This window comes from Rudaea sp. (assembly GCF_036383415.1).
In the GTDB taxonomy this organism is placed as follows: Bacteria; Pseudomonadota; Gammaproteobacteria; order Xanthomonadales; family Rhodanobacteraceae; genus Rudaea.
This window is the reverse complement of sequence record NZ_DASVOK010000228.1, coordinates 1-1,793: the sequence shown is the minus strand read 5'-3', so window position 1 is coordinate 1,793 and position 1,793 is coordinate 1. Positions and strand designations below refer to the sequence as shown.

2 protein-coding genes are annotated in these 1,793 nt (G+C 65.7%); one reads left to right on the top strand and one right to left on the bottom strand.

Annotated features, from left to right (window positions below; all coding sequences use genetic code 11):
• Positions 1-52: 52 nt before the first annotated feature.
• Entirely contained in the window at positions 53-1,012 is a 960-nt protein-coding gene (locus tag VF497_RS08840) for an acetyl-CoA carboxylase carboxyltransferase subunit alpha (RefSeq protein ID WP_330887778.1), read from the top strand.
• Positions 1,013-1,219: 207 nt separating this feature from the next.
• On the opposite strand, the gene VF497_RS08835 is transcribed toward VF497_RS08840, so the two are convergent.
• Positions 1,220-1,793, bottom strand: a 574-nt coding sequence (locus VF497_RS08835; protein WP_330887776.1) for an acetyl-CoA carboxylase carboxyltransferase subunit beta, incomplete at its 5' end; no start/stop codon positions are given.

Genomic DNA, 1,793 nt, shown 5'->3' with positions numbered 1-1,793 from the left:
CTTGCGCTATAATCCGCCGCCTTGCGCGTCGAAGCGCCCCGCATTGCAATACATGAACCCGAACTTCCTCGATTTCGAACAGCCCATCGCCGAACTGGATGCGAAGATCGCCGAACTGCGCGCCGCCAGCCACGGCCAGGCCTTCAACATCGACGAGGAAGTCGGCAAGCTGCAGGACAAGCTCAAGCGCAAGACCGCGGACATTTTCCGCAACCTGACTTCGTGGCAGGTCGCTCAGCTCGCGCGCCATCCGGCGCGGCCGTACACGCTCGATTACATCCAGACGATTTGCGACGAATTCGTCGAGCTGGCTGGCGATCGCACCTACGCCGACGACGCGGCCATCGTCGGCGGCCTCGGCCGCATCGACGGGCGCAGCGTCGTCATCATCGGCCACCAGAAGGGCCGCGACACCAAGACCAAGATCAAGCGCAACTTCGGCATGCCGCGTCCCGAGGGTTACCGCAAGGCGCTGCGCTTGATGCAGCTCGCCGAGCGCTTCAAGCTGCCGATCCTCACCTTTATCGACACGCCGGGTGCCTACCCCGGCGTCGGCGCCGAAGAGCGCGGCCAGAGCGAGGCGATCGCGCGCAACCTGCTCGAAATGTCGGAACTCAAGGTGCCGATCGTCTGCACCGTGATCGGCGAAGGCGGCTCCGGCGGCGCGCTTGCGATCGGCGTCGGCGACGTGACCAACATGCTGCAGTACTCGACCTACTCGGTAATCTCACCCGAAGGCTGTGCGTCAATCCTGTGGAAGAGCGCCGACAAGGCGCGCGACGCCGCCGAAGCGCTCGGCCTCACCGCCCCGCGCCTGCTCGAGCTCGGCCTGATCGACAAGGTGCTGCGCGAACCGCTCGGCGGCGCGCACCGCGATCCGCGCAACATGGCGATTCGGTTGAAAGCCGTGTTGCTCAATCAGCTTGAAGAACTCGACAAGGTCGATGCAGCGACGTTGCTTGATCGGCGCTACAAGCGGCTGCGCAAGTACGGCGCGCTGCGCGCGGCGTAGCTCCGCTCGATCGGACATCACTCCGATATAGAACGTTCCGTTGCGTCCACTTGCCATGATGTAGACAGCCGGTTCTCTCATCGCAAAAGCCGAGGCGCTGGATTCCGGCTTGACTCGCGCCGTCCTGGCGCTCGCCCTTCGGGCCATTCGCTACGCGAATGTTCGCGCGCGCTCCTGCGCGCGCAGTCGCCGGAATGACGAGCAGAATCAGGCCGCCCGCGGCTGCCGCATCAACAACGCAGTCAACGTGGCAAGCCGATCGCGCATTTCGCGCCGATCGACGATCAGGTCGAGCGCGCCGTGCTCGACCAGGAATTCCGAGCGCTGGAAGCCTTCCGGCAAGGTCTCGCGCACGGTCTGCTCGATCACGCGCGGGCCGGCGAAGCCGATCAGCGCCTTGGGCTCGCCGATGTTGATGTCGCCGAGCATGCCGAGGCTGGCGGAGACGCCGCCCGTGGTCGGATCGGTCAACACGGAAATGAACGGCACGCCGGCGCCGCGCAGGCGCGCGATCGCGGCCGAGGTCTTGGCCATCTGCATCAGCGAGAACAGGCCTTCCTGCATGCGCGCGCCGCCGGTCGCGGAGAAGCAGACGAACGGCGTGCGCTGTTCGAGCGCGCGCTCGGCGGCGAGCGTGAATTTTTCGCCGACGACCGAGCCCATCGAGCCGCCCATGTAGGCGAACTCGAACGCCGTCGCCATCAGCGGACGACCCTTGAGCCGGCCGCTCATCGCGACCATCGCGTCCTTCTCGCCGATCTTCTTCTGGGTGGCGATGATA